This window comes from Bacillus pretiosus (genome assembly GCF_051294775.1).
GTDB classification, from domain to species: Bacteria; Bacillota; Bacilli; order Bacillales; family Bacillaceae_G; genus Bacillus_A; species Bacillus_A wiedmannii.
Window position 1 is genome coordinate 513,159 of the sequence record NZ_JBPPHF010000004.1, and the last position, 26,487, is coordinate 539,645.

Genomic DNA, 26,487 nt, shown 5'->3' on the forward strand with positions numbered 1-26,487 from the left:
TATAGAGAAAAGCAGACTGGAAGCCACAGTCTGCTTTTTACATTTTGTGATTTTGTTTTACTGGAACACGTACAGTTTCTTTTGCTAATAAAAGCTGAACGCCGAAGTAAAGTATGCTTGCAAGCGTCATTCCAGAAATGGCGTCTACAAATGCGTGTTGCTTCGTAAATAGCGTTGATAAAATAATAAGCGTACCGAAGAAGGTAAGAATATAATATTCAAAAGCATGTTGTTCTCTACGTTTAAAGGCAGCTAGCATAATCACAAAGGTAGTAAGAACGTGAATGCTAGGGAAACAGTTTACCGGTTGGTCGATACTATAAATATAGCGGACTAGTTCGGAAAATACGTCGGATCCAACGACTGTTGGACGTGGTACAGTTGTCTGCCAAAAATAATAAATAGAAAAACAAGCAAGTTTTCCAAGAATTATACTACTTAAAGTGACATAATATTGTTTTCGATTCGCAAAGCAATAATAAATAAGTGCGCCGTATAAGTAAGGAAACCAAAGTAAATAAGGAATAATAAATGCTTTCACAAATGGAATCCAATCATCTACTACAGTTGTGACATCTACTGCGTGTACAGTAGATTTATTTAATACATCGTAAAGGGGACTTACGAGTACGAGTAGAAGTATATAACTTAACGGAAGAAAAGATGAAAGTTTAAATTTCTTCATGATAATCTCCTATGTGTAGTAATGTAAATAAATTCAATTGATTATAATATAGAAACGTCATTTGAGCTATCGATTTTACTTACATTTTCTTGAATTCACCTTACGTTTTTGTCACTTGACTTAAAAGAAGGGGAGGGTGCTAAATGAAGCGTTTATCGTATTTCTTATTTTTTATATTGATATGCCTAGTCAGTGCGGGGTGTGCAAAGGATAAAGAAGGAGAGAAATTAGAATATAACGGAAGAGCACTCGTAATTGGAGTTATTGGAGAAAAGCCGAAAGATACGTTTAGGAATATAAAGTTTGAGGAAATGAAGTTAGAGGAACTGGAAAAGAAATCTAAGGAAGTGGATGGTTTTCTAATAATGAAAGATCACTTTCAAGAAGCCTCAACAGAACAATATAAAAATGTATTTTCATCACTAAAGAAACCAGTGTTTTTTATCGGTTTGCAAGATAAATCATATTCGATTTTTATTACAAAAGGGATAGAGTATAACAGTGCCCGAAAAGATGTAAATGCTATGTATACGCAAGGCTTTGCAAATATCGGAAGTGGTGAAGGACAACAATGGGCAGTTGGTTTATCGAATGGTGGAAATACTGAAGAAAGTATTCATAATATGTATATCGTCGTATTTCAAACAATTGCAGATTATTTGAATAGATGATGAAGGAGCCTATCAAAGGCTTCTTTTTTATTTTTAATCAAACGTTTGTTTAAGATGTATGTTCGGTAGAAAGAAAGTGATGTGGCTCAAGGGTTAACAAAGAAAAAAGAGGAGTTAATCAAACGTTTGTTTAAGATGTATGTTCGGTAGGAAGAAACCGATGCAGCCCAAGGGTTAGAAAAGAAAAATAGGGAGCTAACCAAACGTTTGTTTAAGATGTATGTTCGGTAGGAAGAAACCGATGCAATTCAAGGGTTAACAAAGAAAAATGTGGAATTAATCAAACGTTTGTTTAAGATGTATGTTCGGCGAGTGATGAGAGAAGAATCTAAAAAAATATATATTTATTTTTTCTTAACAAATGGCGGGAAAATAAGGAAAATTCGCAGGATTATTAAAATTTATCACGAAATAAGTAAAAGTTTAGCGAATAATCGTTTGAAATAATAAAACGTTTTCTATATGATAAAGGTAAAGGTTAGTAAAAAAGTAGGTGAATTTATGACAGTAACATTTTATTCATATCCAAAGTGTGGCACATGTCAAAAAGCAAAGAAATGGTTTGAGGCAAACGATGTAGCATATGAGATGATTCATATTGTTGAAAATCCACCATCAAAAGAAGATTTACGTAATTTACATGAAAAAAGTGAATTACCATTAAAAAAATTCTTTAATACAAGTGGAATGCGTTACCGCGAACTTGGTCTGAAAGATAAGTTAAAGGATGCAAGTGAAGACGAAATGTACGAACTTTTAGCATCTGATGGCATGTTGATTAAACGTCCAATCGTAACAAATGGAACGAATGTAACACTTGGTTTTAACGAAGAGCAGTTTGAAAGTGTGTGGAAAAAGTACCAATAAGGTATTTTTACATAATTAATACATTCACTGGAGGTACAGTCATGAGCATTCCAAATAATTTACGTTACTCTGAAGAACACGAATGGGTAAAAACTGAAGGTAATGAAGTTGTTATCGGTATTACTCACTTTGCACAAGGTGAGCTAGGCGATATCGTATTCGTTGAACTTCCTGAAGTAGGTGCAACAATCGAAGCTGACGAGCCATTCGGAAGCGTAGAATCTGTTAAAACAGTTTCTGAGTTATACGCACCTGTAAGTGGTAAAGTTGTAGCAGTAAACGAAGAATTAAGTGACCAACCAGAACTTGTTAACGAATCTCCATACGAGGGTGCATGGATGGTTAAAGTTGAACTTTCTGATGCAAGCCAAGTTGAGAAGTTATTAACTGCAGAAAAATATGCAGAAATGACAAACCAAGACTAATTATAGTCGACTAAAGGACAGCCTTTGTGCTGTCCTTTTTTATTTTGTGTAAAATAATGAACGTAGAATCATATACTAATTATCGTGTAGGAGAATGTTTTTTGAAAAAACTATTTCGTTTAATTTTTTATTGTCCAGCTCCAGCGGCTAGAACAGTCGGTCATTTCACTCCTTCACTTGAGGCAAAAAGCGCCTCTAGTTCAGGAGTTCCAATGTCCTCTTGTTCTGAGCAAGCCGCTTCCGCTTTTCTTTTGCAAAAATAAACAGGAAACAACATGAAAATAACGAATATACTATATACTAAGTTAAAGGTTGTATAGTATATGGTGATCGGGTGATGACATATGATTTATGTAGAAAAAGTCATTATTGTAGAAGGTAAATCAGATAGAAGAAAGATTGAATCTATTATTCGTGAACCGGTGGAAATTGTTTGTACAAATGGTACAATTGGTTTATCGAAAATGGATGAGCTCATTGATCAGTTTTTTGATAAGGAAGTGTATGTACTAGTGGATGCTGATGATGCTGGAGAAAAGTTAAGGAAGCAATTTCGAAAAGAATTTCCGCAAGCAGAGCATATTTACATTGATCGCTCGTACCGAGAAGTGGCAACTGCGCCATCTTCACACTTAGCAAATGTATTATGGGGAGCTGACATTGACGTTTATACAGAATATTTACGGTAAGGAATGATAGAAGTGATTGATTGGACAGGAGCAGAAGCTACAGCCCTAATAGAGAACGAAGAAAAAACAGTGTTATATGTATATACTCCAATGTGCGGAACATGCCAATTAGCAAAAAAGATGTTAACAGTTGTTGAGATGACAATTGAAGACTTGAAAATTGGAATGTTAGATTTAAATTATGCTCCGCATTTAGCGAAAGAGTATGGAATCGAAAGTGTACCGTGTTTACTTGTTTTTGAAAATGGGACACTCATGAAGAAGATATATGCATTTCATTCGGTTGAATATTTATATACGGAATTAAAGTAGGCGGCAAAGTTTTTGCCGCCTCGACATATTTCTCGGGAAATATGTCGAGATGCAGGGTGGTTACAGTATTTGTCGAGCGAAAGTAACAGGATTGTTCTTTAGTGAGAGGGAATGGTATGTGTAATAGAAAGTGATATGAAGGATGTGATTTAGAGTGAAATTATATTCTTTGCTGCAATCATTTGTAAATTACGCTAATGGTCAATATCATTTAGAGCCTCTGTTAAGACAAGGAGAAAAAACTGTTAATTTCCGCTTTGGAGATGAAAGTTGTTCGTTACAAATTTCAAGAGATTATATAGAGCTGCTACATGAGGAAAGAGGAACGGAGCAAATCGTTTGTGTAGATGAGGAAGATGTAAAACAATTGGTGAACGGAAATGTACGATTGCAAACACTAATGAACGATGGACGTGTACAATATTCGGGAACGTATCGAACGATGCTATTAGTTGAATCGATGTTCCATATATGTAAACCGATGTCAGTAGGTGCTTAAAATTCTGAAGTTTCATTTTTTACGAAAATTTCTGTTGACATGGTATGTGGATATTGATACAATTCAATTCATAAAATATAGACAATTTCATAAATTACAAATCAGACGAAAATGTAATCTGATTTCTCTTATCAAGAGAGGTGGAGGGACTGTGCCCTGTGAAGCCCGGCAACCGTCAACTTATGTTGAAATGGTGCCAATTCCTGCAAAGCAAATGCTTTGAGAGATGAGAGAGAGGGATAATGTTGTTATATACGCATATAAACCTTTCTGCTTCTCTAAAGCGGAAAGGTTTTTTTGTTGTTTGAATGTGGAGGACATTCAAATAATAAAAGTAGTGATACCGGTGGACTACACGCACTAAACATAAAAAATTGCGGAGTCGATCCAAACAAAAAAGGGGTGATACACCATGATTCTATTAGAAAATGTAAAGAAAATATATAAAGCAAAAAGCGGTGATGTCACTGCTGTAGATAATGCCAATTTAAAAATAGACAAAGGTGAAATATTTGGTGTTATCGGATATAGTGGCGCTGGGAAAAGTTCTTTAATCAGATTATTCAATCAGTTAGAGAAACCAACTTCTGGCCAAATTACAATTGCAAATCGTGTGATTTCAGCAATTACAGGGAGTGAACTTCGTAAGGCAAGGCAAGAAATCGGAATGATTTTTCAGCACTTCAACTTACTTTGGTCACGAACTGTACGCGAAAATATCGAGTTCCCACTTGAAATTGCAGGTGTTGATAAGGCGAAGAGAAGAAAACGAGTGGATGAGTTAATTCATCTTGTTGGATTAGAAGGAAGAGGGGACGCGTATCCATCTCAGCTGAGCGGAGGACAAAAGCAACGCGTTGGTATTGCAAGAGCGTTAGCTAACAATCCACAAGTGCTTTTATGTGATGAAGCGACATCAGCTCTTGATCCAGAAACGACAGATCAAATTTTAGATTTATTATTAGATATTAATAAGCGTCTCGGTTTAACAATTGTACTCATTACACACGAGATGCACGTGATTCGAAAGATTTGTAATCGAGTGGCGGTAATGGAGAAAGGGAAGATTGTAGAAACGGGTCCAGTACTTGATGTATTCCGCAATCCGCAGAAAGACATTACGAAACGATTTGTACAGCAGTTAACGGATTCTGAAGATACAAATGAAACGATTGAAAGTTTAATTGAAAAGTATCCAGATGGTAAAGTAGTTCGTTTACAGTTTATCGGTGAAGCTGTAGAAAGACCAGTACTTCAAAGATTAATGCAACGCAGTGATATAGAAGTTAGCATTTTGCAAGGAAACATCGCCCAAACAAATAACGGCTCTTACGGTAGTTTAGTTGTTCATTTAAATGGTGAGGAAACAGCGATTCAGCAAGCAATAGAGGGAATACATCAAGATCAAGTAGAGCTGGAGGTGATTGCACATGGATAAGTTACTCACAAATATTGATTGGAATCAAATGTTAGAAGCAACTGGTGAAACGTTATATATGACGGCAATCGCAGCTCTTGCCACATTTGTTTTAGGACTAATTTTAGGATTGTTACTCTTTATGACAGCGAAAGATAATTTATGGGAAAACAAATCGGTTAACGCGGCAATTGGAGCGTTCGTAAACATTTTCCGCTCGATACCGTTCATCATTTTAATCATTTTATTAATCCCATTCACAAAGATTCTGCTTGGAACAATTCTTGGAGCGAGTGCAGCACTGCCAGCTTTAATTATTGGAGCGGCACCGTTTTACGCGAGAATGGTTGAAATTGCACTTCGCGAAATTGATAAAGGTGTAATTGAAGCTTCAAAAGCAATGGGAGCAAAAACAAGCACTATTATTTTGAAAGTATTAATTCCAGAATCGTTACCAGCATTAGTATCTGGTATTACGGTTACAACAATCGCTTTAGTAGGCTATACAGCAATGGCGGGGGTTGTTGGTGCTGGTGGCCTTGGAACACTTGCTTATTTAGAAGGATTCCAGCGAGGAAATAACGATGTAACAATCGTTGCGACAATTTGTGTATTACTAGTGGTATTTTTCATTCAGTGGATTGGTGATAGTGTAACGACTCGAATAGATAAACGATAATAAAAAAACAGGAGGATGTTTCAAATGAAAAAATTATTACTTACAGCACTTATTTCAACTTCTATTTTTGGGTTAGCTGCTTGTGGCGGGAAAGATAAAGATGAAAAGAAACTAGTTGTGGGGGCTTCTAACGTACCGCACGCTGAAATTTTAGAAAAGGCAAAACCGTTACTTGAGAAAAAAGGAATTGAATTAGAAGTGAAAAAGTTCCAAGATTACGTGTTACCAAATAAATCGTTAGCGGATAAGGATTTAGATGCAAACTACTTCCAGCACATTCCGTATTTAGAAAAAGAAATGAAAGATAAAAAATATGATTTTGAAATAGCAGGGAAAATTCACTTGGAACCAATTGGTGTATATTCTCAAAAATATAAGAGCTTAAAAGAACTTCCAGACGGGGCGACAATTATTATGAGTAATTCCGTTACTGACCATGGACGTGGTTTAGCAATTTTACAAAAAGAAGGCATTTTAAAAATTAAAGACGGAGTAGATCCAGTTAGTGCAACTCCAAAAGATATTGCAGATAATCCGAAAAACTTAAAGTTCAAAACGGATATCGAGCCTGGTTTGTTACCACAAGTGTATAACAATAAAGAAGGCGACGCTGTTTTAATTAACTCGAACTATGCAATTGATGCGAAATTAAATCCAGAAAAAGATGCAATTGCAATTGAAGGTGATGATTCTCCATACGCAAACGTATTAGTGGTTCGTAAAGGTGATAAAGATAAAAAAGGGATTAAAGAGCTTGTAGAAGTATTGCATTCTAAAGAAATCGAAGACTTTATTAATAAAGAATATAAAGGAGCGGTTGTTCCTGTAAAAGAATAATTGCTGAAAAGAGCTGGTGTATGCCAGCCTTTTTTATAACTACATAACTATAGGGGAGAAGGGGACATCATATGAAAAAGATTCTATTGTCAGTTGTTACAGCGCTGTCTGTATTTACATTAGCTGCTTGCGGAGGGAAAGAAGAGAATAAGCTTGTTGTGGGAGCTTCTAACGTGCCGCATGCTGTTATTTTAGAAAAGGCACAGCCGATACTAGAGAAAAAGGGCATTAAATTAGAGATTAAAAAGTTCCAGGATTATGTTTTGCCGAATAAAGCGTTAGCGGATAAGGAAATTGATGCGAACTACTTCCAACACATTCCTTACTTAGATAAAGAAATTCAAGAAAAGGGATATAAAATTGTAAACGCAGGAAAAATCCATTTAGAGCCAATGGGCATTTATTCTAAGAAGTATAAAAGTTTAAAAGAATTGCCAGATGGCGGAACAGTTATTATGAGTAATAACGTAGCGGAGCGTGGCCGTATGCTCGCATTGTTACAAAAAGGTGGCGTTATTAAATTAAAAGACGGTGTAGATGTTGTTAAAGCAACAGTAAAAGATGTTGTAGAAAATCCGAAAAACTTAAAGTTTAAAACAGATGTAGAACCGGGACTTTCACCGAAGCTATATGAAAATAATGAAGGTGATGCTTTATTCATTAATTCAAACTACGCAATTGATGCGAAATTAAATCCAACAAAGGATGCAATTGCGATTGAAGGATCAGACTCTCCGTATGCAAATATTATTGCAGTTCGTAAAGGTGACGAGAAGAAAAAAGAAATTAAAGAACTAGTAGAAGTACTGCATTCAAAAGAAATTCAAGATTTTATTAATAAAGAATATAAAGGTGCTGTACTTCCGGTAAGTGAATAAATATAAGGGAAGGACTGGAAAATTACCAGTCCTTTTTTCTTTATATAAATAAGAAGAAAGGTGTATCATATAAAGATGCAAGGGAAATACTTATATACATTTGTGAAAAAATTGTTACTTTTTTTCGTCGTTTGCGATATCATTTTATTTGATATAAAATTAGAATGAGAATAAAATGAGAATATGAACGTTTTAGTAATTTTTAAAATGTATATAGAGGATTAATGGAGGTATTGAGATGGCTGGTTCTACATTAACGGTTAAAGACTTACACGTATCAATCGACGGTAAAGAAATTTTAAAAGGTGTAAACCTTGAAGTAAAAGGTGGAGAAATCCACGCAATTATGGGACCTAACGGAACAGGTAAATCAACTTTATCTTCTGCAATTATGGGTCACCCAAAATATGAAGTAACAGAAGGTAGCATCATCATCGACGGTGAAGATGTATTAGAAATGGAAGTAGATGAGCGCGCACAAGCAGGTCTATTTCTAGCAATGCAATATCCAAGTGAAATTAGCGGAGTAACAAACGCTGACTTCTTACGTTCTGCAATTAACGCACGTCGTGAAGAAGGCGATGAAATTTCTCTTATGAAATTTATCCGTACTTTAGATAAAAACATGGAATTCCTAGAAATGGATCCAGAAATGGCACAACGTTACTTAAACGAAGGTTTCTCTGGTGGAGAGAAAAAACGTAACGAAATTCTTCAATTAATGATGATTGAGCCAAAAATCGCAATCTTAGATGAAATCGACTCAGGTCTTGATATCGATGCATTAAAAGTTGTATCTAAAGGTATTAACCAAATGCGCGGCGAAGAGTTCGGTTGCCTAATGATTACGCATTACCAACGTTTATTAAACTACATCACTCCAGACTTCGTTCACGTTATGATGAACGGTCGTATCGTTAAATCTGGTGGCCCTGAGCTTGCACAACGTCTAGAAGCTGAAGGTTACGACTGGATTAAAAAAGAATTAGGTATTGAAGACGAAACAGCAGAGCAAGAAGCGTAAGAGAGGAGCATAAACATGACAATCGGTACATTACCTTTCGATCAAGAAACAATCCGTCAGCGCGCAAGCGAAGTAAACGAAGCTGCTTGGTTGACTGAGTTCCGCTTACAAGCTCTTGCACAAGCAACTGAACTTCCAATGCCAACGCCTGATAAAACGAAAATTGAAAAATGGGACTTTATCGGAAAAGGCGACGCTGCTAAGCAAGAGCCTGTAAGTTCTTTAACAGAGCTTCCAGAAGCAGTGAAAAACTTAATCGATGAAAATAACAGCGTATTAGTACAACGTACTGGTACAACTGCATTCGTTTCTTTAGCAGACGAAGCAAAAGAAAAAGGTGTTATTTTTACAGACATCCTAACAGCTGCAACAGAGCATGCTGAACTATTACAAAAGTATTTAATGAAAGACGGCGTGAAGGTAGACGAGCATCGTTTAACTGCACTTCATGCTGCATTAATCAACGGCGGTGCATTTGTATATGTTCCGAAAAACGTTGTTCTTGAAACTCCACTTCAAGCTGTATTCTTAGTAGACGGCGAAGAAGCTAACGTATATAACCACGTATTATTCGTAGCTGATGCGAACAGTACTGCAACTTATGTAGAAAACTACGTTGCAAATGAAAATGCTAAAGGTATTGCAAATATCGTAGCAGAAGTAATCGTGGAACAAGGCGCACAAGTGAAATTTGGTGCGGTTGATCTATTAGCAAAAGACGTAACAACTTACGTTAACCGCCGCGGTGTTGTTGGACGCGACGGCCGCATTGATTGGGCTCTAGGCCTTATGAATGACGGAAACACAATTTCAGAGAACGTTACGAATTTAATGGGCGACGGATCATATGCTGATACAAAAACAGTAACAATTGGTCGTGGTAACCAAACACAAAACTTTACAACTAAAGTTGTTCACTTCGGTAAACACTCTGAAGGTTGGATTTTAAAACACGGTGTACAAAAAGATAGTGCAACATCTATCTTTAACGGAATTGGTAAGATTGAACACGGTGCATCTAAATCAAATGCACAACAATCTTCTCGCGTTCTTATGTTAGATGAAAAAGCTCGCGGTGATGCAAACCCAATTCTTTTAATCGACGAAGATGATGTAATGGCAGGTCACGCAGCTTCAGTAGGCCGCGTAGATCCGTACCAATTATACTACTTGATGAGCCGTGGTATTCCAAAACGCGAAGCAGAACGTTTAGTCATCCATGGATTCTTAGCACCTGTAGTAAATGAGCTTCCAATTGAAGGAGTAAAGGCACAGCTTGTTGAGGTAATTGAAAGGAAAGTTCGCTAATGAATATTCATGAAATACGCAAACAGTTTCCAATTCTTGATCAAAAAGTGAACGGCAAACAACTTGTATATTTCGATAGTGCAGCAACTTCTCAAAAACCAATTCAAGTCATTGAAACGTTAGAACGTTACTATAAAGAATATAATTCTAACGTGCATCGCGGTGTTCATACGCTCGGTACGAAAGCTACCGACGCGTATGAAGGTGCACGCGAGAAAGTTCGCAAGTTTATTAACGCGAAATCAATGGAAGAGATTATTTTCACGCGCGGAACGACAACTGCATTAAATACAGTAGCGGCTAGCTATGGTCTTGAAAATGTAAAAGAAGGCGATGAAATCGTTATTTCTTACATGGAACACCATAGTAACATCATTCCGTGGCAACAAGTTGCGAAGAAAACTGGTGCAACTTTAAAATACCTTCCGCTTCAACCAGACGGTACAATTTCTTTAGAAGATGTTCGTCAAACAGTTACACCGAATACAAAAATCGTTTCTATTATGCAAGTATCAAACGTACTTGGAACGATTAACCCTGTAAAAGAAATCGGAGCAATTGCACATGAAAACGGTGCAATCATGATCGTTGATGGAGCACAAAGTGCACCTCATATGAAAGTGGATGTACAAGATTTAAACTGTGATTTCTACGCATTATCTGCTCATAAGATGTGCGGACCTACAGGTATCGGCGTATTATATGGTAAAAAAGAATTGCTGAACAATATGGAGCCAATTGAATTTGGCGGTGAAATGATTGATTTCGTAGATTTACAAGAATCTACTTGGAAAGAGCTTCCGTGGAAGTTTGAAGCAGGTACACCGATTATCGGTAATGCAATCGGACTTGGTGCGGCAATTGATTTCCTAGAAGAAATCGGTCTTCATAATATTGAAAAGCATGAACATGAATTAGCGCAATATGCTTTAGAAAGACTATCAGAAGTAGATGGCGTTACAATTTATGGTCCAAAGCATCGCGCTGGTCTTGTTACATTTAATATTGAAGACGTACATCCTCATGATGTAGCAACTGTATTAGATGTAGAAGGCATTGCGGTTCGCGCAGGACACCACTGTGCACAACCGCTTATGAAGTGGCTGAAAGCTTCTTCTACAGCACGTGCGAGCTTCTATTTATATAATACAAAAGAAGAAATTGATACATTTGTTGAATCACTAATCAAGACAAAGGAGTATTTCACAAATGTCATTTAATAATTTAGATACGTTATACCGTCAAGTTATTATGGATCATTATAAGAATCCTCGTAACAATGGCGTGTTAGAAGATAGTGTTACTGTTAACTTGAACAATCCAACTTGCGGCGATCGTATTCAACTTACGATGAAAGTAGAAGAAGGTATTGTACAAGAGGCGAAGTTTGAAGGAGAAGGGTGTTCTATCTCAATGTCTTCAGCTTCGATGATGACACAAGCAGTAAAAGGTAAGAAAATTGAAGAGGCACTTCAGCTTTCTAAAATTTTCTCTGACATGATGCTAGGAAAAGAGTACGATGACAGCATTGATTTAGGAGATATTGAAGCATTACAAGGCGTATGCAAGTTCCCTGCACGTATTAAATGTGCAACATTAGCGTGGAAAGCGTTAGAAAAGGGCTTAAACGAAGATAAGTAATGTTAAAGGTTCCTAAAAACGAGGTTATCTAAGGAGGGACACCCCAACATGGCGAAGCAACTGCCAGATATCGGCGATTATAAATATGGTTTCAAAGACAAAGACGTTTCGATTTTCCGTGCTGGACGCGGTTTAACAAAAGAAATCGTTGAAGAGATTTCACGTATGAAAGAAGAACCACAGTGGATGTTAGACTTCCGTTTAAAATCACTGGATAAGTTCTATGAAATGCCAATGCCACAATGGGGCGGCGACTTAAACGACTTAGATTTCGATGAAATTACGTACTACGTAAAACCATCTGAGAAATCTGAGAAGTCTTGGGATGAAGTACCTGAGGAAATTAAAGCGACATTTGATAAATTAGGTATTCCTGAAGCTGAGCAAAAATATTTAGCTGGTGTATCTGCACAGTACGAATCTGAAGTTGTATACCACAACATGAAAGAAGACCTAGAAGCTCTAGGAATCGTCTTCAAAGATACAGATAGCGCATTAAAAGAGAACGAAGATATTTTCCGTGAGCATTTCGGAAAAGTAATCCCACCAACAGACAACAAATTCTCTGCATTAAACTCTGCAGTTTGGTCTGGTGGATCATTCATCTACGTTCCAAAAGGTATTAAAGTGGATACACCACTTCAAGCGTACTTCCGTATTAACTCTGAAAATATGGGACAATTCGAGCGTACGCTTATCATCGTAGACGAAGGCGCACACGTACACTACGTAGAAGGTTGTACAGCACCTGTTTACACGACTAACTCACTTCACAGTGCGGTAGTAGAGATCATCATTAAGAAAGATGCATATTGCCGTTATACAACAATCCAAAACTGGGCGAACAACGTATACAACCTAGTTACAAAACGTGCGGTTTGTGAAGAAAACGCAACGATGGAATGGATTGACGGTAACATCGGATCTAAATTAACGATGAAATACCCAGCAGTTATCTTAAAAGGCGAAGGCGCTCGTGGTTTAACATTATCTATCGCGATTGCTGGTAAAGGCCAACATCAAGATGCTGGTGCGAAAATGATTCACTTAGCACCAAACACGTCTTCAACAATCGTTTCTAAATCGATTGCGAAGCATGGTGGTAAAGTAACTTACCGTGGTATCGTACAATTCGGACCAAAAGCGAAAAACTCTCGCTCTAACATCGAGTGTGACACGTTAATCATGGATAATCAATCTACATCTGATACAATTCCTTACAACGAAATCAAAAACGATTACGTTTCACTTGAACACGAAGCGAAAGTATCGAAAGTATCAGAAGAACAATTATTCTACCTAATGAGCCGCGGTATTTCTGAGCAAGAAGCTACAGAAATGATCGTAATGGGCTTCATCGAGCCATTCACTCGCGAACTTCCAATGGAATACGCAGTTGAAATGAACCGCCTGATCAAGTTTGAGATGGAAGGTTCTATTGGTTAATATATGTATGAAGAAAGCGCCCTGCACAACAGGGCGCTTTCTTATGTTATGCTGGGGTCGATTCAGTTTAGGTCAGTCTGGTATACCCAGGTTGGTATTCAGCTGAATATATCAGCGATTATTGCAATATATCGACGATTCGACAAGGGATATCGACTTATCGACAAAGTAAGACAAAAGAAATTCCGTATATACCCCACAACATGTTGTAGGAAAAGAGACCGACTGGAAGTAAGGCAAAGATACTGACAAATCCACTGACAATCTATTGGAAAATGCAATTGAAGCCCACCTACCGAACTCTCTGTTAAACTTTTTGACAAATCCCCGGAACCCCAACAAATCCCCCGTTCAATCATCTAAAACCCTTCCACACACTAGAAAAAGTTTTCTTATCAAAAAGGACAATCTTTTGCTTTTTCTTATAATGCGAGTACAATGTAAAATAGCAAGAAAAGACGAAAAGTATTTACAGGATTATTGCGTACGTGTAGCGTAAATGGCAGTAAGGAACTGAGAGGAGGTTTTTTCTCTGAATATAAATAAAGAAACAATCATCCACCTTTATCATACAAACGATATACATAGTCATTTTGAAAATTGGCCGCAAATTTCTCGGTTTGTACAAGGGGAGAAAAAGCGAAGACAGGAAGCGGGAGAGACCGTTTTGACGGTTGATATCGGCGATCATGTGGATCGTTTTCATAGTATTTCGGAAGCGACGAATGGACTTGGCAATACGAAGCTTTTGAATGAGGCGTTATATGATTATGTAACGATCGGAAATAATGAAGGAATTACGTTAGCGAAGGAGCATTTGAATCGTCTATATGATGCTGCTGGATTTGAGGTGCTCGTCGCGAATTTATTTGAAAAAGAAGGGGTACGTCCAGCGTGGGCAAAGCCTTATAAATTACATACAACGACAGATGGAATTACGATTGCCTTTATCGGATTAACAGTAGCGTATCCAGAGTTTTATCATATGCTCGATTGGCATATTGAAGATCCGCTTATCCATTTAGAGTCTATTTTAGAAGAAGTGCGAGATGAGGCTCATATTACGGTTGTCCTTTCTCATCTTGGAAAAAGCATGGATGAGTATATGGCAGAGCATTATGATATAGATGTTATTTTAGGTGCACATACGCACCATTTATTTGAGCGTGGCATTCTTATGAATAATACTTTACTTTGTTGTTGTGAAAAGTGGGGACGTTACGTTGGGCACGTTCAGCTTACTGTGGATAAAGAGACGAAGAAGCTGTTGAAAAAGGACGGTAGAGCGATTAAGACAGAACGTTTAGGTGCTTATAACAAACCGTTATCCACAATTGAATTGCTGCAGGAAGAAAGTAAACAGATTATGGCAGAGCCTGTCGTTCATTTAAAGGAATCATTACCAGTCGATTGGTTTCATGAGACGGCATTTTCGCACATGTTAGCAAATGCGCTGAAAACGTGGTGCGGTGCAGAAATTGGAATGGTGAACGCTGGTGTGCTATTAGAGGGATTAAATGAAGGTGTTGTGACGCGCGGAGATATTCACAGAATTTGTCCACATCCAATTAATCCATGTTTATTAAAAGTGCCGGGGAAAACGTTAAGAGAAGTTATTTTGAAAGCACGTCGCCCGAATATGGAGAACCTTGAGGTAAAAGGATTCGGATTTCGTGGAAAAGTGATGGGGAAAATGATTTACGCTGGTGTCGAAGTCATTCCAGATATGATTCCTGGGAATAAAATTTTACTGGAAGATGTATTGATTAACGGGGAATCGCTGGAATTAGATCGTATATATACGGTAGGAACGATTGATATGTTTACATTCGGATACTTATACCCAGAGCTATCCACACTTTCTGACAAACAATATTATATGCCAGAGTTACTCAGAGATGTGTTAACAGACGTGTTGATAACTCATACATCTTCCGTCAAACTATAGGCTAGTTAACTTGTAACACTCGTTTTTCTCTTGTCATACAGATAAGAAAGAGAGGAGTGTGAACTATGGTTAATGTGGAGCCAATTATAATCGATAATTATACGTTTATTGCGGTTAGCGTCAAACTTCCAAAGACAAATTTGCTAGCTGTAATGAGCGATAAAGGATATATTATGTGCGGTGCATTAGATGTAGGTCTTTTAAATGAGAAGTTAGGTGATCGAGGAATTATTGCTGGCCGTGCGGTTGGTGTAAGAACGATTGAACAACTTCTTGAAGCGCCGCTAGAATCAGTAACGATTGAGGCCGAAGCATTAGGTATTACGGCAGGCACAATCGGAAAAGAAGCATTATTAAAAATGAGATAAGCATATATCGTCCCTCCTTCTTGCATAGAAATGATATAAGAAGGAGGTTTTTTTATGAGTATATTTCGTTCGAAAAATTCGCGGTTTCGAAGGGGACCAATTTCCTTTCGGCACATACTGCTTATGTCGTTTATTCTTTTTGTCATATTACTCGTGCAAGGATTATGGATTGTGAATAAAAGCATTCAGCCGACATTACTTAAATATGGGGAAGTGGAGACGCATAAAATGGCGACAGCGGTTATGACGAAGGCGGTAAAAGATAGAATTAATGAAGGGTTTGATGTCGATTCATTAATGAAAGTACAAAATGATAAAAACGGAAAAGTATCCACAATTAATTTAAATACAAAGCAAGTAAATGAAATCGTAACGTCAACGACCACATACATAGAAAAATATTTACAGCAAGTAGAACAAGGTGATTTGAAGGGGCTAGGTATTTCTGAAAAAAATGGAGCAACGATGGCAGTTCCTTTTGGTCGTGTAACGGATAATGCGCTTCTTGGAAATATAGGTCCCGATATTCCAATTGATTTTACGACGATTGGTCATGTGAATACGGATATTAAACAAAAAATTGAACCGCACGGGATCAATACGACAGCGATTCAAATTATTATGGAGATGGAAGTCACGTTGCAAGTGATTATTCCATTTCATACGAAAGAAATAAAGGTAAAACAAGATGTTCCGATTGCAACGCGTATTGTTCAAGGGGAAGTGCCTACTTATTATGGAAGTGGGAGTGTTGTTGTACCTGATAAAAAGAAAACGGATAGTTAGCCGAATTAAAAAAATAACCGTAGCAATATGCTACGGTTATCGTTTTGTATTCGTGCGTTCTTTTCGCTCCCACAGACTTAAATGCATGTATGGATCGAAAGCCCATTCTGTATAACCATTGTCTTTATACATACCGAAATGTAGGTGGGGCGGGAATTTTCCAGCTGTGCCGGGAGGGCCGTAACCGGTGCTACCGACAAATCCGATTACTTTTCCTGGTTCGACAATTTGTCCAAGCTGTATTTCTTTTGAGAATCCGCCTAAATGAGCGTAATAATGGTAATTATTATGAAGGTCGCGAATACCGATGCGCCATCCGCCAAGACGGTTCCAGCCTTTTGTTTCAATAATGCCATAGCAAGTAGATCTTACTGGTACACCATAGCCTGCAAAAATATCAGTTCCTTCATGAACTCTCCTTCCCCCAAAACTTCTTCCAGCACCGAAAGTACTACGGTAGCTATGGTCACTACGAATCGGAAGAGGGAAAGCATTTCCTTCTAAATTAATACGTCCGTAATGTTTATAAATTTGGGCGTATTCGGTAATTAATTCAACTGTTTTCGCACGTCTATAATATTCCCAAAGCATAATGTGAACACGGTCTTCGGACGTTCCTTGTTTCTTTAAAATTGTCGCTGCTGTATGCAGAAGATCACGGTCGTTATTTGCGTTTGCAAATCCATCTTTGTCACCATCTAAACCCAATCCGCCAAATAGAGAAATTGTATGGGGGAGAGTGTCGTTACCATTAACGGGACCAGCCCATATTTCTGGTTTGAAATAAAGGGAGATAATGGCATCTGGTTTTTTCGGAATATCTTTTCTTACGCTCCGTATATTTCTTTCGTATTGATCCATTGCAGCTAAGTAATACCACGGAATGCCTGAAGATTGCTCGGTTTCTTTATATAGTGCCATGCGCTTTTCGTATATGCTTTGCTGATTATCTTCACCGTAAGCGATATTTTGGTGGAGAAGAAAGCAAATCGAAAGCAAAAGAGAAATTTTTCGAAGCATGAAATAGACTCCTTTCACAACATCACTCTTTTTAGTGTGGGATATACGGAGTATTTCATTATAGGGAACGATTGGAAAAAATCTTAGAATCTTCATTTGAGCAAATCGCTTTCATACGTTAGAATAGATATGTTACATTGAAAGAAGCGAACACGGTAAATTATTTCATATTGTGCGGAGTTGATAACCATGACAAAACAAACAGAATATAAGCGCAAGCCCGAATGGTTGAAAATTAAGTTAAACACGAATGAAAACTATACAGGCTTAAAGAAAATGATGCGTTCTAAGAATCTTCATACAGTTTGTGAGGAAGCAAAATGTCCGAATATTCATGAATGCTGGGCTGTAAGAAAAACAGCAACATTTATGATTTTAGGTGCGGTTTGTACACGTGCTTGTCGTTTTTGTGCGGTTAAAACAGGCTTACCAACTGAGCTTGATTTACAAGAGCCAGAACGCGTAGCAGATTCTGTAGTACAAATGGGCTTAAAGCACGTTGTTATAACAGCGGTTGCACGTGATGATTTAAAGGACGGGGGAGCAGCTGTTTTTGCTGAAACAGTACGCGCTGTACGTCGTAAAAATCCATTTACGTCAATCGAAGTATTACCATCTGATATGGGTGGAGTAGAAGAAAACTTAAAAATGTTAATGGATGCAAAACCAGATATTTTAAACCATAACATTGAAACAGTACGTCGATTATCTGACCGAGTTCGCGCTAGAGCAAAATATGATCGTTCATTAGAGTTTTTACGTCGAGCAAAAGAAATGCAGCCTGATATTCCAACTAAATCGAGCATTATGGTGGGCTTAGGTGAAACGAGAGAAGATTTAATTGAAGCGATGGATGACTTACGTGCAAACAATGTGGATATTTTAACTCTTGGACAATACCTACAGCCATCTAAGAAGCATTTACCAGTTCTTAAATATTACCCACCAGCAGAATTTGCAGAGCTTAAAGAAATTGCACTTAGCAAAGGCTTTAGCCACTGTGAAGCTGGCCCACTTGTGCGTTCTTCTTACCATGCGGACGAGCAGGTTCGTTCTGCAAAAGAAAAAACAGCAGAAGCAAAATAATGAAAAAAGAGAGCTAATCATTAGCTCTCTTTTTGTTTATATTCTAAAACAGTATTTGGGCATGTTAATAAGATTTTCTTTAATTCCTCTGTGGATAATTCAATTGTAAATTCAGGTACACCAGGTGTAATTAAAATTTTATCGTAAGCATAAATAGCACTATCCACAATAATCGTTACATTTTGTGAATAACCGAAAGGAGCTACACATCCTGGAGTACAGCCTGTTTCTTCTCTTAGCTCATCAGGAGAACAGAGAGATAAGCTTTCTCCTGTTATTTCTTTCATCTCTCCTCGGTTGAGCCTTCTACCCTCTAACGTAAAAAATACGTAATAATCTCCAGACTTTGATTTTAAAAATAAGCTTTTACTTGGAGTGCCGTGTAAGCCAAGCCTTTCACGTACGATACGATCTGTTTCATAATCGAGTACTGGTTCGTGTTCAAACTTTTCGTAAGAAGCATTTGTTTTATGTAGTAAAGCAAGTACATCTTCGTACATATGGAGTGATACCCCTTTCTATTGTTAGTACAGTTTCTTCTCGTGGCGTCAACTGAATGTGTTGGAAAGAGATATTACTTGGACGGTGCTTCCCATAATCGTTTTAGGATACATTGTTTATCGAGTGTAATTTCGTAAATATCAGGATTCGTTAAAGCTCTCCATTCAATAAAGCCGATCGTATGATCAAAGTGCTTTAAAATGAGCGTCAGTAAGTTACCGTGTGTAACAAGTAGTGTTGTAGTATGGTTTAACTTTAAAACGTCTTGGATAAGTGATATGCACGATCCGTCGCTTGTTTTGTTGACTCTCCGCCTGAAAAGGCGATATCTATATTTGTAAAAGTAGATTCTAGTTTTTGCAACCAATCATCCATTGGAACGTTGCTTAATATGCGTTCAGCTAATCGTTCATCTTCTTGGATAGACAAGTTAGCTTGAAGCGCATAGGGCCGAATAGAATCGATAGCTCGCACAAATGGGCTTGAAATAATATGATCTATTTGTGATTGGTTTTCTAAGAGGAATGTAGCAAGAGTGTTTGCCTGATTTTTTCCTGCAATCGTTAATTCGGCATCACGTTCTTGTCCAGTTGCTGAACAATGTCGTATTACAATCAATTTCTTCATAATTCATCCCCATCTTTCAAGTTGACGCTATATACTTCGACAAATGTGGGGAAAATTCCTTTTTATTGGAAATGGCATATTGATTTAAATATGTGGAAAAGTAATGTGGATAAATGAACATTTGAGGTGTAATGATGAAAAAAATGATATGTATTATATTCGGTCTTTGTTTTTTTATACACTTGTCCACAACATATGCAGAATCCAATCAAAAATTAAATTATCCAAGCAATCGAAATAAATCATTTGTGAGTGAAGATGTGTTTTACGAACAGTTAGATAAGAAAATCTATAAAGAATATAACAATGCAGCATATAGCGTTCGAAAAAAGATTTTATTTAAAGAAGTGCCGGATAAAGAATTTTCTTTCAGAAAAAAAGCAGCCGTGGGTTGTCGTAGTAGCGTGGTACTTCAAGATTTTTTTGTTCACCCTGATCGCCAAGTTTATTTTTTTGCTTCCTTTTCTCAAAATGAAGCAGAAGAGTTTCATAAGTATATTGTTATAGATGCAGAAACAAAGAGGGAGCTGCAAGAGGGCAAGAGTTATCATCATTGCGAAAATCGTGGTAAAAAATAACCCACCAGCTGGTGGGTTATTTTTTATTCCGGTACACTCATTAATTTCTCTTTCATTTTACGAATAAGAATGACAGCACCAATTGTGAAGAGAAGGGTAATTCCTTCTGCAACAAAAATGTTAATTGTTTTTGTTTGATAAAGTGCCGCGAAAAAGTCTACAAATGCGTGGAATAATATAGCGTAAACAAGGAAGATATATTTCTTCTGTTTTACTGCGTATAAGACAAGCATTGTAAAGGCAATTTGCAATACAAGAGCCATAATTCTTTCCAAGCTGCCAAGGAAGTATAAATAAGCAGGTTGTTCTATTAACATATCCTTTACAAGATTTAATTGTGGTAGTTTTTCTGCCATTTGAGCGAAGCTACCATTGTTAATAGCATTAGCGAATATAAGTGTCTGCAATGCAGAGAATCCGCCAACTAAAATGGATTCAATCCCGCCGTGACCAATTCCATAAGCGAAGCCATCTTTATATTCTAGATATTTTTTTAGTAGGAAGAAGAAGGCAACGAAGCGTCCTAATTCTTCAAAAATACCAGCAGTTAGTCCGCCATAAATTGCAAAGACAAACGGATTTTCTAAAAATGGAGCAATTGCTGGATTACCACGCATAAATAGGTGGAACGGTGTTTCGAGAATTTGGGTAAATCCAATAAAGATAAGAACACCAACGCCGACCACTTTCCAATTAATATTATATTTTTTACGGAAATAAACAAACGCAATAATAGGTACCAGAATCGAAATCACAAGTTGAATTGTGATACTGGCAATTACCGTACTTGAAACCATACTTTCACCGCTTTCTAATATATGTACATATCTATTATGCATGAAATATAGTGGAGATGAAACTTTTAACAAAAAATGAATTTACTTATTGACTCTAACGTTGCGTCATACTTTATCGTATGTATTAAGGGGGAGATACACATGACAATGAAGGTAAAAGAAGTAGCTAATTTAGTTGGAATTAGTGTGCGCACACTGCATCATTACGATGAAATTGGGTTGTTAACCCCAGACGAGACGACAGAGTCTGGATATCGTCTGTATTCCAATAAAAATTTAGAGACATTGCAGCAAATTTTATTTTTTAAAGAGCTAGGCTTCCCTTTGAAGAAAATTAAAGAAATTATCATGAGTCCATCATTTGACCACGAAGAAGCACTACAGCTTCATAAGAAAATGCTTGTTGAAAAACGTGCCAGATTAGATAAGGTGATTGCGACAATTGATAAAACAATTCAGCATACAAAAGGAGAGATTGAAATGACGAATAAAGAGAAATTTGAAGGCTTCGATTTCAGCCATAATCCGTACGAAGAAGAAGCGCGTGAACGATGGGGAGACGCAGCTGTAGATAAAGCGAATGAATACGCGAAAGGTATGTCAAAAGATAATCAAGAAGAGTTTAATACTATTTACAGAAATTTAGCGGCGCTTAGACACGGCGCACCAGATTCTAAAGAGGCACAGGAAGCAATCGGGGTATGGTACGATTACTTGCAAAACTTCGGAGAATATTCACTAGATGCTTTTAAAGGACTCGGTCAAATGTACGTCGCTGATGAGCGCTTCACGAAAAATATCGATAAGTTTGGTGAAGGTTTAGCACAGTTTATGTGTGATGCGATGGAGGTTTATGCGGATCGTAAGAAATAGTAAAAAAGGTGGAGGTTTTCTCCACCTTCTTTATTTTTTAATCATATCATTCAAAGTCTGATCCCCCGTATTGTTTAAATGAGGATTTTTGCTCATTTCTCGCTTTAGCATGTCGAGGCTCTGTGTATATTCTGTATCATTTAAGCTACCTGATTGAAGGCCTTGAATTTGAGAAATCAACTTTTGGTCTGTTGATACATATGCTTTATAATAGCGAGGGACGATGGACAAAGCAGCTTTATATACTTGATCTGCTACGAGTTTTGGATCCGTTGTGTTTGCACGGTATACAACAAATACTTCATCATCGGTAACGAGCGTAGCAGCGTTTGTAACGTCAGGAAGTTTGACTGTCATGCTTGTAATCATTTCAGCGACTTTCTCACGGTTAATGGCTCCTACTTGTTTGTTAGATACTTCATGTTTTTGTTTAGATGAATAACCGACTCTCGTTAATCGTGTATTTGTATTTTCCGTATGATACATGTCGTTTTTATTGGAAACAAGAACACGACTTCCTTCTTCACGTTCCATTTCGGCTTTATTCGTTGATTGACAGCCTGCGAATAAGGAAAGAGTGAGGAGAGAGAGTATAATTTGTTTTTTCACGATGTATCACCTCCTTCTCCATAGCATGCACTAATTTTCAATTTTTTGTATTTGAAATTGTTGGTTGGTATGCTTTGTGATACGATAAAAAGAAGAATGCTTAGAGAGGAAGTTAATGATGGAGCAAAAGCAAGAGCAAGAGATGCATGCTACGGTGAGCATTAATAATGTTCAGTACGAAGTAATTAAAAACTTTCGTGACGGTTTTAGTGAAGAAGCATTTAAAGAGCGTTATGCAGAAATCTTAAATAAATATGATTACATCGTAGGGGATTGGGGTTATGAGCAACTTAGATTGCGCGGTTTCTTTGATGATAGTAATCAACGTTCGACATATGATACGAAAATTAGTACGTTAACGGAGTATTTATACGAGTACTGTAATTTCGGTTGTGCACACTTCGTATTACGAAAAGTGAAGAAATAAAAAAATCCTCTTACGATTGTAAGAGGATTTTTTGCATATTTTCGCTTATAAACAAATCGAGATATGATCGCCTTCAGAAAGTATTGTATTTGGTTTCATTTGTTGTCCGTTCAATTGAATATCCCCATTTTTAATTTTATCCACAATGCGTGTACGGCTCCAGTCAGAAATATATGTGGATAAAGCTTTATCCATTCGGTGGGAACCGAAAACGATATCTAATACGATCGTGATTTCGGCTATGCCGTTTTCTTTATGTTGTGTAATGGAAATGGTAGTAGTTGTTTCTATTTGATCTTGCTGCGTCATGTCGAATGTTTCAACGTGATCAGTGAATGCTTTATAAATACGAAGCTTTTGATTCCACGTATGATCTTTCGGGCATTTATAAATGGCAAAGCGGTATATATTCTTTCCGTTGGCGTTATGCCTACGAATATTCGTGTCAGTAAATAAGGTAGTGCGTCTGCAATTTTTACAATACTTTTCGATTGTGTTTTGTTCATTTTCATATAAACTCCAAGAAAGTTGTACTTTCTGCATTTTTCTTCACCTCTTATAGTAGTGGCAAAGAAACGTAATACAGCTATTTGGATGTCTTGTAGTATGAAGACATGAGAAATAGACAAAAATAAAAGGAGGTTCCCTTAGGAACCTCCGTAAACATCATACTACAGATGCGTTACGTTCCTTTGTAATGGGAATGGGCAGACTACTCCCTTGAAAAAGCACGGTGCTTTTTTGAGAGTAATGCTATCCAATTGCTGGTCCATTACAAAGTAAATGTTGGCATACGTAGATAACGTCCTTTCTATCCAAATAGATTTATTCTTCATTACAACATATAATATTGAAAATTCAAAATACTTAAAGCGAAAAAACACCAGCTAACATAGCTGGTGCCTAAGATAAATTATATAAGTTCAAATAAAAATGAGCGTAATTCTTCTGCAATTTCTTCAGTCATAGAAAATGCATGCTCTAAGTAGCCTGGTTCGTTTAAATCGTCAGGACCGATGATTGCAAATCTATTGCGCTGTATATCAAGGACAATTGTTTTACCGTAATGACGATCGGAGTATAAAAGCGCTAAATCATGACGCTCATTTTCTCCCATAAAGCTAACGAAACGAGTTCTTGTAGCGACTGTATCGTCGTACAGAAAGAAACGTTCTTCCATACACATGGCTCCTTTATTAAATATCTAAGTTTAAGTGTGGTTTATGATCTAAATGGTGATGCGTTTTAATGAATCGTACCGTTCTTGTTTTGTAACGCATAACGATAGAATATGTTTCAGCTAGATCTCCGCCAAGGAATTTAACACCGTCTAATAACTCACCAGCAGATACACCAGTTGCTGAGAAGATTGCATCATCCCCAGATACTAAGTCATCTAACATAAGAAGTTGACGAGGATCTTCTAATCCCATTTCACGACAACGAGCTTCTTCTTCTTCGTTCATTGGAACTAAGCGAGCTTGCATTTCACCTTCAAGGCATTTTAATGCTGCTGCAGAAATAACACCTTCTGGAGCTCCGCCAATACCTACGAATAAATCAATACCCGTTCCAGGTAGTGCTGTTGCGATTGACGCACCAACATCACCATCACCAAATAATTTTACGCGTGCACCTTTTGCACGAACACGGTCAATAATATCTTGATGACGTTCACGTTCTTGCACGATAACTGTTAGATCGCGAATCTTTTTATTGTTAGCTTCTGCTACAATTTCAATTGTTTTTTCAATTGGATCATCTAAGCTAATTTTACCAGCTGCTTTTGGACCAACCGCGATTTTTTCCATGTACATATCAGGAGCATGAAGAAGGTTTCCTTTATCTGCGATTGCGATAACTGCCATTGCATTTGCAAGACCTTTTGCAACGATGTTTGTACCTTCTAATGGATCAACGGCAATGTCTACTTCTGGACCGTTACCTGTTCCTAGTTCTTCACCAATATACAACATCGGTGCTTCATCAAGTTCTCCTTCACCAATTACAACTGTACCTGCCATGTTTACTGAATCAAACATATCACGCATTGCTGTAGTTGCTGCATCATCTGCTTCGTTTTTCTTTCCGCGGCCCATCCACTGTGCGGATGCTAATGCTGCTGCTTCTGTTACACGGACAATTTCTAGTGCGAGTTCACGTTCCAAGATTTCATTCCTCCAATTTCAAAAATCATACAAATATAACTATAACAAATAACGGAGAAAAGGTGAATTCGAAAAATTGTCGATTTTTTCAGAAGAAAGCGTTACAATTAAAATGTAAATGCTTTAATTTCCAGGTAGGTGACATTCATGTATTTTGTAGACAGAAAGAAAATAGAACAAATGCTAGTATGTTTAGAACGAGCAACAAGTACATTTCAAGAGAAAAAGATATATGAAACCGAGTTTGAATTTTACGCATTAGAACGTATAGCTCATCTAATTATTGATTGTGTATTAGATGTAGGGAATGCGATGATTGATGGATTTATTATGCGCGATCCAGGAAGTTATGAAGATATTATCGATATTTTGATGGACGAGCGAGTGATAAGTGCAGAAGAAGGACAAGGAATGAAAGAAATTATCCTTCTTCGAAAAATGCTTACGCAAGATTATATTCAAATGAATCATGATGAATTATATAAGACGATTCAAAAACATATTGCAGTGGTAGAGAAATACCCAGCAAATATTCGCAGTTATTTAGAGAAGGAATTAGGACCTGTATCTGCATTTGTACCAGAATAATTATGCTTATAAGATCCCCGGGACTGCCTTTTGGGGATCTTATATTGTATGTGAGAAAGTAAAGGGAAAAGGGAGAAGGGTTAAGCATGGGGGAAGCACGTACGACGAAAGATGAAATTGTACAATTGTTGAAAGTTAAGGGAGAGCACACAGTAGCGGAACTAGCTGACGTTTTAGAGATTACAGAAATGGCGATCCGAAGACATTTAAGTAATCTTGAGAAAGATGGTTTCATTTATTCTAAGATGGTAAGACAACATGTCGGAAGACCAACTTATTTATATGGATTAAGTGAAAAGGGAGAAGATACATTCCCGAAGGAGTATAAGCAATTTGCGATTGATATGCTAGAAGATTTAGCTCGAATGGGTGATGAAAAAATACTTCGTTACGTTTTAACAGAGAGAACGAAGCGAATGGAAGAACAGTTGCAAAAACGAGTGAGTAATCAAAAGAATTTAGCATTTAAAGTGCAAGAGATAGCGGCTATGCAAGAGAAAAATGGTTATATGGTTCAAATAAAGAGAGATGGGGAGAACTCTTTCGTAATTGAAAAACAAAACTGTCCGTTAAAAGAAATTGCAGAGAGATTCCCGCAAGTATGCGAAGATGAAAAAGAGATGTATAATCGTTTATTTGCAGGAGCAGATGTAAAGACGTTAGCAAACATGTGTGAGGGCGATTGTAGTTGTTCTTACCAAGTAAAAGAGAAAAAATGAACGTTATGGGGCGC

Annotated in this window: 33 protein-coding genes, 1 pseudogene and 1 riboswitch; of the genes and pseudogenes, 25 read left to right on the forward strand and 9 right to left on the reverse strand. The window is 37.3% G+C overall.

All coding sequences use genetic code 11. The features are described 5' to 3' along the window. Positions 1–37: 37 nt before the first annotated feature. Entirely contained in the window at positions 38–685 is a 648-nt protein-coding gene (locus ACSG5Z_RS22675) for a phosphatase PAP2 family protein (RefSeq protein WP_048542336.1), read from the reverse strand. A 143-nt stretch (positions 686–828) separates the two neighbouring features. On the opposite strand from ACSG5Z_RS22675, the gene ACSG5Z_RS22680 reads away from it, so the two are divergent. From ACSG5Z_RS22680 to yunB, 19 genes are all read left to right on the forward strand, one after another. Beyond that, positions 829–1,356, forward strand: a complete 528-nt coding sequence (locus tag ACSG5Z_RS22680) for a hypothetical protein (protein WP_046955850.1) — start codon at positions 829–831, stop codon at positions 1,354–1,356. A gap of 501 nt (positions 1,357–1,857) precedes the next feature. Then, a complete protein-coding gene (locus ACSG5Z_RS22685) occupies positions 1,858–2,223 on the forward strand; it encodes an arsenate reductase family protein (RefSeq protein WP_000218969.1) in 366 nt (121 codons plus the stop codon). Positions 2,224–2,264: 41 nt separating this feature from the next. Next, complete coding sequence (gene gcvH, locus ACSG5Z_RS22690) at positions 2,265–2,648, forward strand: glycine cleavage system protein GcvH (RefSeq protein WP_000026896.1); 384 nt, start codon at positions 2,265–2,267, stop codon at positions 2,646–2,648. A gap of 101 nt (positions 2,649–2,749) precedes the next feature. Continuing rightward, positions 2,750–2,911, forward strand: a complete 162-nt coding sequence (locus tag ACSG5Z_RS22695; protein WP_435712178.1) for a hypothetical protein — start codon at positions 2,750–2,752, stop codon at positions 2,909–2,911. Between the two features lie 81 nt (positions 2,912–2,992). Next, a complete protein-coding gene (locus ACSG5Z_RS22700) occupies positions 2,993–3,337 on the forward strand; it encodes a toprim domain-containing protein (protein ID WP_000640866.1) in 345 nt (114 codons plus the stop codon). A 3-nt stretch (positions 3,338–3,340) separates the two neighbouring features. Then, positions 3,341–3,649, forward strand: coding sequence for a thioredoxin family protein (locus ACSG5Z_RS22705; RefSeq protein ID WP_002008881.1), 309 nt, complete (start codon positions 3,341–3,343; stop codon positions 3,647–3,649). 154 nt (positions 3,650–3,803) lie between these two features. Beyond that, positions 3,804–4,148, forward strand: coding sequence for a hypothetical protein (locus ACSG5Z_RS22710; protein ID WP_048542324.1), 345 nt, complete (start codon positions 3,804–3,806; stop codon positions 4,146–4,148). Between the two features lie 125 nt (positions 4,149–4,273). Further along, positions 4,274–4,381, forward strand: a riboswitch (SAM riboswitch). A 179-nt stretch (positions 4,382–4,560) separates the two neighbouring features. Further along, entirely contained in the window at positions 4,561–5,586 is a 1,026-nt protein-coding gene (locus ACSG5Z_RS22715) for a methionine ABC transporter ATP-binding protein (RefSeq protein WP_000601756.1), read from the forward strand. Then, a complete protein-coding gene (locus ACSG5Z_RS22720) occupies positions 5,579–6,244 on the forward strand; it encodes a methionine ABC transporter permease (protein ID WP_435712182.1) in 666 nt (221 codons plus the stop codon). The genes ACSG5Z_RS22715 and ACSG5Z_RS22720 overlap by 8 nt, the downstream gene beginning before the upstream one ends. 24 nt (positions 6,245–6,268) lie before the next feature. Beyond that, positions 6,269–7,081, forward strand: a complete 813-nt coding sequence (gene metQ / locus ACSG5Z_RS22725) for a methionine ABC transporter substrate-binding lipoprotein MetQ (protein ID WP_000735093.1) — start codon at positions 6,269–6,271, stop codon at positions 7,079–7,081. A 71-nt stretch (positions 7,082–7,152) separates the two neighbouring features. Further along, the gene (metQ, locus tag ACSG5Z_RS22730) at positions 7,153–7,959 is read left to right on the forward strand and encodes a methionine ABC transporter substrate-binding lipoprotein MetQ (RefSeq protein ID WP_000722406.1); all 807 of its coding nucleotides are present in this window, start codon (positions 7,153–7,155) and stop codon (positions 7,957–7,959) included. 238 nt (positions 7,960–8,197) lie between these two features. Beyond that, positions 8,198–8,983 carry a Fe-S cluster assembly ATPase SufC gene (gene sufC / locus ACSG5Z_RS22735; RefSeq protein ID WP_000929162.1) on the forward strand — a complete coding sequence of 262 codons (786 nt, stop codon included), beginning with the start codon at positions 8,198–8,200 and terminating at the stop codon, positions 8,981–8,983. A 15-nt stretch (positions 8,984–8,998) separates the two neighbouring features. Continuing rightward, positions 8,999–10,291 carry a Fe-S cluster assembly protein SufD gene (sufD, locus tag ACSG5Z_RS22740; RefSeq protein ID WP_088064731.1) on the forward strand — a complete coding sequence of 431 codons (1,293 nt, stop codon included), beginning with the start codon at positions 8,999–9,001 and terminating at the stop codon, positions 10,289–10,291. Then, complete coding sequence (gene sufS, locus ACSG5Z_RS22745; protein WP_001020765.1) at positions 10,291–11,511, forward strand: cysteine desulfurase SufS; 1,221 nt, start codon at positions 10,291–10,293, stop codon at positions 11,509–11,511. Before sufD ends, sufS begins: the two co-directional genes overlap by 1 nt. Continuing rightward, complete coding sequence (gene sufU / locus ACSG5Z_RS22750; RefSeq protein WP_000009525.1) at positions 11,501–11,932, forward strand: Fe-S cluster assembly sulfur transfer protein SufU; 432 nt, start codon at positions 11,501–11,503, stop codon at positions 11,930–11,932. The genes sufS and sufU overlap by 11 nt, the downstream gene beginning before the upstream one ends. A 48-nt stretch (positions 11,933–11,980) precedes the next feature. After that, positions 11,981–13,378 (forward strand): Fe-S cluster assembly protein SufB, encoded by a 1,398-nt coding sequence (gene sufB, locus ACSG5Z_RS22755; protein ID WP_001118829.1) that lies wholly within the window; start codon positions 11,981–11,983, stop codon positions 13,376–13,378. 556 nt (positions 13,379–13,934) lie between these two features. Beyond that, positions 13,935–15,326 carry a bifunctional metallophosphatase/5'-nucleotidase gene (locus tag ACSG5Z_RS22760; RefSeq protein ID WP_435712207.1) on the forward strand — a complete coding sequence of 464 codons (1,392 nt, stop codon included), beginning with the start codon at positions 13,935–13,937 and terminating at the stop codon, positions 15,324–15,326. A gap of 65 nt (positions 15,327–15,391) precedes the next feature. Beyond that, positions 15,392–15,694, forward strand: coding sequence for a YunC family protein (locus tag ACSG5Z_RS22765; RefSeq protein ID WP_000248463.1), 303 nt, complete (start codon positions 15,392–15,394; stop codon positions 15,692–15,694). Between the two features lie 54 nt (positions 15,695–15,748). After that, complete coding sequence (yunB, locus tag ACSG5Z_RS22770; protein WP_046954393.1) at positions 15,749–16,480, forward strand: sporulation protein YunB; 732 nt, start codon at positions 15,749–15,751, stop codon at positions 16,478–16,480. Between the two features lie 36 nt (positions 16,481–16,516). Here the strand turns inward: yunB and ACSG5Z_RS22775 are convergent, their stop codons facing one another. Beyond that, positions 16,517–17,500: a M23 family metallopeptidase gene (locus ACSG5Z_RS22775; RefSeq protein WP_000944677.1), complete on the reverse strand. Its 984-nt coding sequence runs from the start codon at positions 17,498–17,500 to the stop codon at positions 16,517–16,519. A 189-nt stretch (positions 17,501–17,689) separates the two neighbouring features. On the opposite strand from ACSG5Z_RS22775, the gene lipA reads away from it, so the two are divergent. Beyond that, a complete protein-coding gene (lipA, locus tag ACSG5Z_RS22780; protein ID WP_000166369.1) occupies positions 17,690–18,586 on the forward strand; it encodes a lipoyl synthase in 897 nt (298 codons plus the stop codon). A gap of 20 nt (positions 18,587–18,606) precedes the next feature. Here the strand turns inward: lipA and ACSG5Z_RS22785 are convergent, their stop codons facing one another. Beyond that, the gene (locus ACSG5Z_RS22785; RefSeq protein WP_262748863.1) at positions 18,607–19,086 is read right to left on the reverse strand and encodes a YbaK/EbsC family protein; all 480 of its coding nucleotides are present in this window, start codon (positions 19,084–19,086) and stop codon (positions 18,607–18,609) included. Positions 19,087–19,160: 74 nt separating this feature from the next. Next, positions 19,161–19,714: pseudogene (locus ACSG5Z_RS22790) on the reverse strand (histidine phosphatase family protein). A 134-nt stretch (positions 19,715–19,848) separates the two neighbouring features. Here ACSG5Z_RS22790 and ACSG5Z_RS22795 point away from each other — a divergent pair. Continuing rightward, a complete protein-coding gene (locus tag ACSG5Z_RS22795) occupies positions 19,849–20,292 on the forward strand; it encodes a hypothetical protein (protein WP_088064728.1) in 444 nt (147 codons plus the stop codon). 23 nt (positions 20,293–20,315) lie between these two features. Here ACSG5Z_RS22795 and ACSG5Z_RS22800 read toward each other — a convergent pair whose 3' ends face one another. Continuing rightward, a complete protein-coding gene (locus tag ACSG5Z_RS22800) occupies positions 20,316–21,131 on the reverse strand; it encodes a YhfC family intramembrane metalloprotease (protein WP_116868002.1) in 816 nt (271 codons plus the stop codon). A gap of 99 nt (positions 21,132–21,230) precedes the next feature. Here ACSG5Z_RS22800 and ACSG5Z_RS22805 point away from each other — a divergent pair, with 99 nt between their 5' ends. After that, on the forward strand, positions 21,231–21,962 hold the full coding sequence (locus ACSG5Z_RS22805; RefSeq protein WP_435712187.1) for a MerR family transcriptional regulator: 732 nt from the start codon (positions 21,231–21,233) through the stop codon (positions 21,960–21,962). A gap of 30 nt (positions 21,963–21,992) precedes the next feature. Here the strand turns inward: ACSG5Z_RS22805 and ACSG5Z_RS22810 are convergent, their stop codons facing one another. Then, a complete protein-coding gene (locus ACSG5Z_RS22810) occupies positions 21,993–22,571 on the reverse strand; it encodes a YhcN/YlaJ family sporulation lipoprotein (RefSeq protein ID WP_000744037.1) in 579 nt (192 codons plus the stop codon). Positions 22,572–22,686: 115 nt separating this feature from the next. Between ACSG5Z_RS22810 and ACSG5Z_RS22815 the strand changes: the two genes are divergently transcribed. Then, the gene (locus ACSG5Z_RS22815; RefSeq protein WP_002008894.1) at positions 22,687–22,998 is read left to right on the forward strand and encodes a YutD family protein; all 312 of its coding nucleotides are present in this window, start codon (positions 22,687–22,689) and stop codon (positions 22,996–22,998) included. Between the two features lie 45 nt (positions 22,999–23,043). Here ACSG5Z_RS22815 and ACSG5Z_RS22820 read toward each other — a convergent pair whose 3' ends face one another. From ACSG5Z_RS22820 to glpX, 3 genes are all read right to left on the reverse strand, one after another. Further along, a complete protein-coding gene (locus tag ACSG5Z_RS22820) occupies positions 23,044–23,541 on the reverse strand; it encodes a cytoplasmic protein (protein ID WP_088064724.1) in 498 nt (165 codons plus the stop codon). A 370-nt stretch (positions 23,542–23,911) separates the two neighbouring features. Continuing rightward, positions 23,912–24,178, reverse strand: coding sequence for a DUF3055 domain-containing protein (locus ACSG5Z_RS22825; RefSeq protein ID WP_000392614.1), 267 nt, complete (start codon positions 24,176–24,178; stop codon positions 23,912–23,914). Positions 24,179–24,194: 16 nt separating this feature from the next. Beyond that, complete coding sequence (gene glpX, locus ACSG5Z_RS22830; RefSeq protein ID WP_000439090.1) at positions 24,195–25,166, reverse strand: class II fructose-bisphosphatase; 972 nt, start codon at positions 25,164–25,166, stop codon at positions 24,195–24,197. Positions 25,167–25,313: 147 nt separating this feature from the next. On the opposite strand from glpX, the gene ACSG5Z_RS22835 reads away from it, so the two are divergent. Continuing rightward, positions 25,314–25,754, forward strand: a complete 441-nt coding sequence (locus tag ACSG5Z_RS22835) for a DUF86 domain-containing protein (RefSeq protein WP_000274003.1) — start codon at positions 25,314–25,316, stop codon at positions 25,752–25,754. Between the two features lie 86 nt (positions 25,755–25,840). Beyond that, positions 25,841–26,473, forward strand: a complete 633-nt coding sequence (locus ACSG5Z_RS22840; protein ID WP_060488135.1) for a helix-turn-helix transcriptional regulator — start codon at positions 25,841–25,843, stop codon at positions 26,471–26,473. The last annotated feature ends 14 nt before the right edge of the window (positions 26,474–26,487 follow it).